Genomic DNA, 9,335 nt, shown 5'->3' with positions numbered 1-9,335 from the left:
CTTCAGGAAGTCAGAAGGGAGCGTGTCTGTACCAAGGAAGATGAATAAGGCTACGTGGGACAAAGATTATAGAGCAAAAGTTCTCTTTACATCAGCTTAACAAAGTACGTTCGCGCCCTTGTTCAAAACCGGCCCAAAATACGATAACAAACAAGCCCATCACCATGATCACTTTTAAGCGATCCATCTCTTGTTTGGTTAGAGGCTGTTTCTGTTGATTGTTCTTTGCTGAAAGATCACGCTTTGCGGCAGGTACAGTACCGATGTCACCAAGCCAAGATTGCGCTAGGGTCATTTGCATCACTAAGCTAATGATCATACCAATACCAGCGGTAACAAAGCCTGCTTTCCAGCCGAACTCGCCAGTCACAGAACCTGCGACAAAACCTGCTAGTAACGCACCTAAGTTGATACCCATGTAGAAGATAGTGAACGCGCCGTCACGTCGGTTATCACCTTCTTTGTATAGGTCTCCCACCATGGTAGAGATGTTTGGCTTAAATAGACCGTTACCCGCAATAAGCAGAGCTAGACCTAAGTAGAAAGAGTGATGAAGCGACAGACCAAGCATGTCCGCAGGGATCGCCAGTGTAAACTGGCCAATTGCCATTAAAGCGCCACCTATTAGAATCGAACGGCGTTGGCCTAAATAGTTATCAGCCAACCAGCCACCGACGAGCGGTGTAACGTAGACGAGTCCAGTATAGATGCCATAGAGATCCAGAGCATCTTTAGTAGACCAGCCCATACCGCCATTGATTGTGGTATCAGTTAGGTAAAGTACCAAAATTGCGCGCATTGCGTAGTAAGAAAAACGCTCCCAAAGTTCAGTTCCGAACAGAAGGAACAAGCCACGAGGGTGGCCGAAAAATTGTTGATGTTGTGTTGACATAAATTTTACTAATGAGATTGATTAAAGGATTTTATGTTGGAATAGCTATACATCTTGGATAAAGCTAATGCAAACGATAAATTTTTTGGATGGATTGAATTTTTGGGGTAAGTGATTGATTTTAGGCTGTAATGGTAGTTTTTGTGGCAGTGATTTTACGTGTAACAAACTAAGATTTCAAATTTGACGTTTATTTATAAATAGATCAAATTCTCACTAGATAAGAAAAAAGGGACGTTGTGGCGTCCCTTTGGTTTAAATATAAGCAGAGGCTTAGTAAGCGTCGTTATGAACCGCTTTAACAGCGCGACCAGAAGGGTCTGTGTTGTTCTTGAACGACTCATCCCATTCAATCGCTTTTGCAGAAGAACAAGCGACAGAAGGGCCACCCGGTACACACTCTGCGGCTGATGGCAGCGGGAACAACTCTTCAAAGATTTCGCGGTATACATAACCTTCTTTGGTTGTTGGTGTGTTGTAAGGGAACCGGTAAGCGGCAGTCTCTAGCTGTTGCTCTGTAACTTTTGCCTCAGCCACTTCTTTCAGTGTATCAATCCAACTGTAGCCCACGCCGTCTGAGAATTGCTCTTTTTGACGCCATGCGATCGACTCTGGCAGGTAATCTTCAAAACATTCGCGTAGGATATGTTTTTCCATTTTGCCGTTGCCACACATCTTATCAGCAGGGTTTAGACGCATCGCGACATCGATGAACTCTTTATCGAGGAACGGTACGCGCCCTTCAACACCCCAAGCGGCCAATGATTTGTTCGCGCGAGCACAGTCAAACATGTTAAGAGCAAGCAGTTTACGTACTGTCTCTTCGTGGAACTCTTGCGCATTTGGTGCTTTGTGGAAGTACAAGTACCCACCAAAGATTTCGTCTGCACCTTCGCCTGACAGTACCATCTTGATGCCCATAGCTTTGATCTTACGACCTAGCAGGAACATTGGTGTTGAAGCTCGGATAGTGGTGACGTCATACGTTTCAATGTGGTAGATAACGTCACGAATCGCATCAAGACCTTCTTGGATGGTATAGGTCATTTCATGGTGCACTGTGCCAATTTGATCCGCTACTTCACGGGCTGCTTTTAGATCCGGAGCGCCTTCAAGGCCAATTGCGAATGAGTGAAGTTGAGGCCACCATGCTTCGGATTTTTCATCATCTTCGATACGCATAGCCGCAAAGCGTTTTGCTACTGCAGAAGTAATCGATGAATCTAGACCACCTGATAGAAGCACCCCGTAAGGTACGTCTGTCATTAGTTGGCGTTTTACTGCAGCTTCAAGTGCGGCTGTCAGTTCTTCTTTGCTTGAAAGGTTGTTTTGAACGGCTGCGTATTCATTCCAGTCGCGGATGTAGTAACGCTGCGGCTCAGCATCTGCGCTGCTGTAATGGCAACCTGGAGGAAACTCGCTCACTGTCTTACATACAGGAACTAGAGCTTTCATCTCTGATGCAACATAGTAGTTACCGTGCTCGTCATAACCTTGGTAAAGCGGAATGATACCAATGTGGTCACGGCCTACTAGATAAGTATCTTTTTCTTCATCGTATAAAACGAACGCGAAGATACCGTTGAGCTCTTCAAGCAGTGCTTCACCCATATCTTGGTACAGTGCGAGGATAACCTCACAGTCCGAATCTGTTTGGAAGTCGTATTTACCTTCGTAACGAGCGCGAATTTCTTTGTGGTTATAGATTTCGCCGTTTACAGCCAGTATGTGTTTTTTGTTTGGGCTATAGATTGGCTGAGCGCCACTATTTAGACCCACAATCGCTAAACGCTCATGCGCTAAGATCGCGTTATCTGATGAGTAGATACCTGACCAATCTGGGCCACGGTGACGAAGTTTCTTAGACATCTCTAGCGCAATAGGGCGCAACTGAGCGGCATCACTTTTAATATCCAAAATGCCAAAAATAGAACACATACCAATCCCTTTTTTAAACTGTATTTATCTCTTGAGTTCAAATTTGCCATTATGGTTAAAAAAATCAACCGCTATCGATAAAAAAAATGACTAAATAGTGAATGAGTTAAATAATATTTAATATATCTTCTAATGATTAAAAAAAATCCACCATTTGGTGGATTTTTATTCAATAACGATGAGATTTAGGCAAAAAACTTAAGGTTTCTGAAAGTTAGGTTTCAACTGATCACAAACATTGTTAGCAAAACCGGCACCCGCCTCGCTATAGATATTAAACGCAGCATCGACCCCTTTCTCTAGCAAAATGTCCATTTGGTCTTGGTATTCAGCAATCGCGGCAATTTGCCCTTTAAAGTTACGCGCTTGGAGCTGCTCAAGTGCAACTTGGTTACCTTGGTGATGGGGCATCGCCAATAGCACTAGTTTAACGTGAGCGGTATCTAAGATGCGCTCCCAAAAATCTGGGTCAGTGGCGTCGCCTTGAATAACGTTACGGCCTTCTTCACGATGCAGTTTCGCTGCGTCATCACGCACTTCTATGCCTAAGCTAATGTTGCCATAGTTACTTATTAGTTCGTCGTAAGCACCTGTGCCGATACGGCCCATGCCTAAGATAAGTACTTGAGCACTGCCGGGATTAATCAATTGGTCTCTTTGATTGAGTTTTTCTGCAGCGTGCTCTTTTAGCCAGCGGCTTGAACGCTGGTATAACTCGTGGCCTTTGCGATTGAGTGGCGCTGCGAGGACAAACGAAATTGATACCGCGATAGCAAGAGCGACCAAAATATCACCGCCCATCCAGCCCATCTTAAAGGCTAGACCGCCAACAATTAGGCCAAATTCACTGAAGTTAAACAGACTTAAAGACGCAAGTAAGGAAGTACGAACGCGGAACTTGAAGTTGTTGAGTACCAAGAAGTACAAAATGCCTTTAAGCGGTAGCAGTAATAGGAAAATTAAAGCCAGCGCTAAACCAGAAAGCGTTGGTTGCTCAGATAAGCCGATATTTAAGAAGAAGCAGACTAAGAACAGTTCTTTAAGGTTGAATAACGATTTAGATAACTCCGAGGCTTTTTTGTGCCCGGCGAGTAACATACCTAAGATCAGAGCGCCTAAATCGGCCTTCATACCGACAAGTTCAAACAAACCTGCACCCACAACTAAAGCAAAGAAAATCCCGAACAGAACCAACATTTCGCCGTGGCCTACCCAGTCTAAAAGTTTGTAGAACAACGGGCGGAGTAGCGGTAGGGCAAATAGGGCTATGGCGTACCACTCGGGTAGCTTACCTGTTGAGGCGGTAAGAAATACTACAGCAAAGATATCTTGCATAACCAAGATACCGATAGCAATCGTGCCGTAGGTGGCATTCATTTCGCCTTTTTCTTGTAGAGACTTAACGGCGAAAACGGTACTTGAGAAGGAGAGTGCAAAGCCAAGTAGAACCACCTGATCGATACTCATAGTGGCGAGCGCGCCAACCCCAAGCACTTTTAAGCACAACAATGCAGCAGCGAACAGTGCGGTAGACAATAGGTTATGGACGGTTGCTCCGGCCCAAATCTCTTTGGAGAGTAGAGTCTTGATGTCCAGCTTTAAGCCGATGGTGAACAGCAACAAGGTGACGCCGAGATCGGCAAGGGTAACGATGGTGTCGTTAGATTGAAAGCCGGCAGCGTGTAAGCCGAAACCCGCTAGCAAGAAGCCGACTAAAGGCGGTAAGTTGCATTTGAGTGCGATAAAACCCGCTACAAATGCCGCAGTAATTAACAAGAGTTCCATATTGAAAATGTTCTGTCCTAAATAGAGTAAGGGCCATGTCTTTCGACATAGCCCCGTATTCTAACTCAACTAATTGCTTAAACGATCAGTCTTCGAGTAATTTTTGTAACAAAACGCCGTTTAACATCGCGCGTTTGATCATTGCAAAGGCGCTTAACGTTGGCTTCACATCAATCTCAGAAGCGACAATTGGTAGCCCGCTATGGAAAGTGGTGAGTGATTGGTTTTCGACGTTACGGCGAATGGCTGGGAATAAGATCTCTTCACAGCGCGTAATGTCACCCGCAATGATTACTTTTTGTGGGTTAAATAGGTTAATGGTGATGGCGATTGCTTTACCTAGCTGGTTACCAACACGAACTAAACTTTGTTTCGCCAGTTCATCACCCATGTTTGCGTGGTCACAAACATCTTTAATGTTGATGCTTGGCAGTTCAGTTAAGCTTGATTCATAACCTTGTGCGATGAGTTTTTTCACACGTTCAACGATAGCTGGGTTGGCCGCTACGGTTTCTAAACAACCAAAGTTACCACATTGGCATTGCTCGCCTAGCGGGTCGATTTGAATATGACCAATCTCACCCACGTTACGGTTAAAGCCTAAGAATACTTGCCCATTGACGATAATACCTGCACCAGTACCACGGTGGACACTGACTAGAATCGAGTCTTGGCAATCTTGGCTCGCGCCAAAGTAGTGCTCAGCTAAAGCCATGCCACGTACGTCGTTACCAACAAAACATTGCACATGGAAGGTATTACGAATCAAATCACCTAGAGCGAGGTTATCAACGTTGATATTTGGCATGTATTCAACCACGCCTGTTTCTGGGTTGATTAAGCCTGGCAACGCAACACCAATCGCAATCAGCTGATTGATGGTGGTTTGGTGATTCTGAATAAAGGTTTTTAGGAACAGAATAAGACCATCAACCAATTCACCCTGAGTGGTGTAGTAAAACTCTTGGTAATCAGAGCTTAGCTCTTTGCCACCAAGGTCAAACAGACTGATTTGAATGTAGTCTCGTCCTAAACGAACAGCGACCGAGTGGAAAGGCTCCACCTCGGTCGTCAGAGAAATTGCGCGTCGACCACCGGTCGAGGCTTGTTGCGCGACCTCTTTGATTAGGCCGCGCTCGAGTAGCTGGCGGGTTATTTTAGTGACGCTCGCGGGAGCCAGTTGACTGACGTCTGCTACTTGAATCCTAGAAATAGGACCTTGTTGGTCAATCAGTCTATATACTGCTGCGCTATTTAGTTGTTTGACTAAATCTACGTTACCTATTTGTCCGCCATTCATTCTACACTTGCTCGTATTGTCCGTTAACAACATTCGCCTGAACGTTGAAGTCACGGTCAAAAACAGTCAGGTTGGCAACCATGCCTTTCTTGATTAGGCCTAGTTTGTCTTCAACACCGATTGCTTTCGCGGCATACAAAGTAGCCATACGAAGTGCTTCGTCCAGAGCGATACCGACGTGCTCAACAGTGTTTTGTACTGCTTCAATCATTGTTAGTGCTGAGCCGCCAAGTGTGCCATTTTCATCAACACACTTACCATCACGGTAATATACTTTCTTACCAACAAAAATAAAGTAATCCATGTCAGCGCCTGCAGGAGCTGTGGCATCGGTCACTAATACTAATTTTTCGCCCTTAATTTTGTGAGCAATTCGGATGTTAGCGTAGTCAACGTGGAAACCGTCAGCAATGATGCCTGCATATACGTCTGGAGTATCATAAATCGCACCAACTACACCTGGTTCACGACCAACCATTGGCGTCATCGCGTTGAATAGGTGAGTAGCGAAAGTGATGCCGTGCTCAAAGCTCTTACGCGCTTCTGCGTAAGTCGCATTTGTATGGCCGATAGATACAACAATGCCCGCTGCTTTTAGGCGCTCGATGTGTGCTGGTTCGTTGTGCTCAGGAGCGAGTGTTACCTTAGCAATAACGTCAGCGTTTTCGCACATGAAGTCGATCATGCTGTCATCTGATGGACGGATGTAATCAACGCTGTGAATACCTTTTTTCGCGACGTTAAGGTAAGGACCTTCAAGGTGCAGACCTAGCGATTGGTTTTGGTATTGCGCGTGGTAGTCACGAGCTGCTGCTACTGCTTGACGCATGTTCTCGTCAGAAGACGTGATTAGCGTAGGTAGGAAGCTAGTACAACCTGATTTTAGGTTAGCTTCGTGCATGATTTGCATCGTGTCTGCTGTGATTTCATCGTTTAGCATCACGCCGCCACAACCGTTTAACTGTAGGTCAATAAAGCCTGGGCTCAGGTTTGCACCGTTTAGGTCGCGAGTTTCGATACCTTCTGGTAGCTCAGCTACAGGGCATACTGAATCGATTAGGTCATTCTTGATGATGACTGCGTGGTCAACGAGGACATCGTTACCGGTATAGATTTTACAGTTAGTTAGCGCATACATGATTAGCTAATCCTTATAAGTTAAGAGTCTTAAAACTTTATGGCCACTTGGGTTAATTTTACCCTAAAAACGACTTAATTTGAGCGTTTCAATTAGGTCGCGAAATATCTTTTGCAAACGAACTTTTCATATCGTATTACCCGTTAAATGTGTGGTCGGTCGCGAATCAAAATGCAGCTTATTTATAAAACTAAAAAGAAACGCTAAAGCCTTATAGAAGCAATGTTTATGACTCATTCCACGTGGGTAACGAACGTGAGAATACTATCTCGTCGTGGTCATTTTTTTGAATTGTAAAATAAGTTTTATGATCTCGCTAGCAAAAACCTTCCATTCAACCCTTTTCTGGTGATTAGGATCACAAATGATAAGGTTTTAATTTGCGGAGCAAAATTAATGTCATAAACTGAGCTCGACTAAATTGAGCAACAAAAAAAAGTAGCTCGACCAAAATACAAATCCTATAGGGGGAACTTAAGGTGAATATTCTTGGATATGCACAGAAGCTAGGTAAAGCGCTTATGCTACCTATCGCAACGCTTCCAGTTGCGGCGCTTCTACTTCGTTTAGGTCAAGGCGACCTATTAGACATTCCGTTCATGGCACAAGCAGGTGGTGCTATCTTCGGTAACCTTCCACTACTATTCGGTCTAGGTATCGCAATCGGTCTTTCTAAAGACGGTAACGGTGCAGCAGGCCTAGCTGGTGCAGTTGCGTACTTCGTACTAACAGCAACAGCAACAACAATTGACGCAAGCGTAAACATGTCATTCTTCGGCGGTATCATTGCTGGTATCATCGCAGGTCACTCTTACAACGCTTTCCACGCAACTCGTCTTCCAGAGTGGCTAGCATTCTTCGCTGGTAAACGTCTAGTTCCTATCATGGCTGGTCTGTTTGCTCTAGTTGCAGGTGCTATCGGTGGTGTTGTATGGCCAACTATCCAAGGTGGTCTTGACGCTCTAGCACACGCTGTATCTACTTCTGGCGCTGTTGGTCAATTCGTTTACGGTACTCTTAACCGTGCACTTATCCCTGTAGGTCTACACCACGTATTGAACTCTTACTTCTGGTTCGGTATGGGTACTTGTCAAGAAATCGTTGTAGCTGGTGCTGCTGGTTTCGAAAACATCAAGCAACTTTGTGTTGACCCAACTCTAGCGAAAACTCTAGTAGTAGGCCAAGAGTACACATTCGAGTTTGCTAACTCTGTAACTCCTGAAATCACTGCAACTGTTAAAGAAGTAACTGAAACAGTTAAATCTGGTGACCTACACCGTTTCTTCGGCGGCGATAAGTCTGCTGGTGTATTCATGAACGGTTTCTTCCCAGTAATGATGTTCGGTCTACCTGGTGCTGCTCTAGCAATGTACCTAGCTGCTCCTGCTGAAAAACGCGGTCAAGTTGGTGGTGCACTATTCTCAGTAGCATTCTGTTCTTTCCTAACAGGTATCACTGAGCCACTAGAATTCATGTTCGTATTCCTAGCTCCTGCTCTATACGCAATGCACGCTGTATTTACAGGTCTATCGCTAGTAGTTGCTAACATGTTCGGTACGCTACACGGCTTCGGTTTCTCTGCTGGTCTAATCGACTACCTATTGAACTTCGGTCTAGCGACTAAGCCTCTACTACTAGGTGCAATCGGTCTTGGCTTCGGTGCTCTATACTTCTTCACATTTAGCTTCGCAATCCGCGCATTCAACCTTAAGTCGCCTGGTCGTGAAGACGACGACGAAGAAGTTGGTGTTACTGGTGAAGCTCCAAAAGGTGACCTTGCTCGTCAATACCTAAAAGCTCTAGGTGGTCACGAGAACCTAACTTCAATCGACGCTTGTATCACTCGTCTACGTCTTACTCTAAAAGACCGCTCTGTAGCTAACGAAGATGTTCTTAAGAAGCTTGGCGCGAAAGGTGTAGTTAAACTAGGTGAAAACAACCTTCAGGTTATCCTTGGCCCACTAGCTGAAATCGTTGCTGGCGAAATGAAAGCTATCGGTGCAAACGAAGACCTATCTGATGTAAAACTTCCATAGTAACCAATAGTTAATATGTAAGTGTGAAAGCCTCCTTCGGGAGGCTTTTTTGCGTTTGCAGCAAAGAAAATATCAAGGCGGTTAAATTAGCATCAATGGGGCGTGATTATTTCTCAATAAAAGCGCGGTTGTTGTTGTGTCTTGATAAAGAATTGTGGATGATTAGAGTCAATATGCTCTAATCGGCAGAATTGCCCGTTGGAGCCATTTTTCTCTGACAATACTAAAATAATTGAGGTGCTATAG

General features: G+C 44.8%; 5 protein-coding genes and 1 pseudogene. 1 reads left to right on the top strand and 5 read right to left on the bottom strand.

Annotated elements, in window-relative coordinates:
- Positions 1 to 118 precede the first annotated feature (118 nt).
- The 5 genes and pseudogenes from MU515_RS06415 to nagA form a co-directional block, all read right to left on the bottom strand.
- Positions 119 to 892: pseudogene (locus MU515_RS06415) on the bottom strand (peptide MFS transporter); the annotation flags it as partial.
- Between the two features lie 273 nt (positions 893 to 1,165).
- On the bottom strand, positions 1,166 to 2,830 hold the full coding sequence (asnB, locus tag MU515_RS06410; RefSeq protein WP_260259605.1) for an asparagine synthase B: 1,665 nt from the start codon (positions 2,828 to 2,830) through the stop codon (positions 1,166 to 1,168).
- Positions 2,831 to 3,028: 198 nt separating this feature from the next.
- Positions 3,029 to 4,615, bottom strand: coding sequence for a cation:proton antiporter family protein (locus MU515_RS06405; RefSeq protein WP_260259604.1), 1,587 nt, complete (start codon positions 4,613 to 4,615; stop codon positions 3,029 to 3,031).
- An 85-nt stretch (positions 4,616 to 4,700) separates the two neighbouring features.
- Complete coding sequence (gene nagC / locus MU515_RS06400) at positions 4,701 to 5,915, bottom strand: DNA-binding transcriptional regulator NagC (RefSeq protein WP_260259603.1); 1,215 nt, start codon at positions 5,913 to 5,915, stop codon at positions 4,701 to 4,703.
- 1 nt (position 5,916) lies between these two features.
- Complete coding sequence (nagA, locus tag MU515_RS06395; RefSeq protein ID WP_260259602.1) at positions 5,917 to 7,053, bottom strand: N-acetylglucosamine-6-phosphate deacetylase; 1,137 nt, start codon at positions 7,051 to 7,053, stop codon at positions 5,917 to 5,919.
- A 479-nt stretch (positions 7,054 to 7,532) separates the two neighbouring features.
- Here nagA and nagE point away from each other — a divergent pair, with 479 nt between their 5' ends.
- Positions 7,533 to 9,089: an N-acetylglucosamine-specific PTS transporter subunit IIBC gene (gene nagE, locus MU515_RS06390; RefSeq protein WP_260259601.1), complete on the top strand. Its 1,557-nt coding sequence runs from the start codon at positions 7,533 to 7,535 to the stop codon at positions 9,087 to 9,089.
- Positions 9,090 to 9,335: the final 246 nt, after the last annotated feature.

This window comes from Vibrio intestinalis (assembly GCF_025195085.2).
Lineage (GTDB): Bacteria > Pseudomonadota > Gammaproteobacteria > Enterobacterales > Vibrionaceae > Vibrio > Vibrio intestinalis.
Note: the sequence above shows the minus strand (reverse complement) of the source record. Positions and strands in the feature narration are given on the sequence as shown.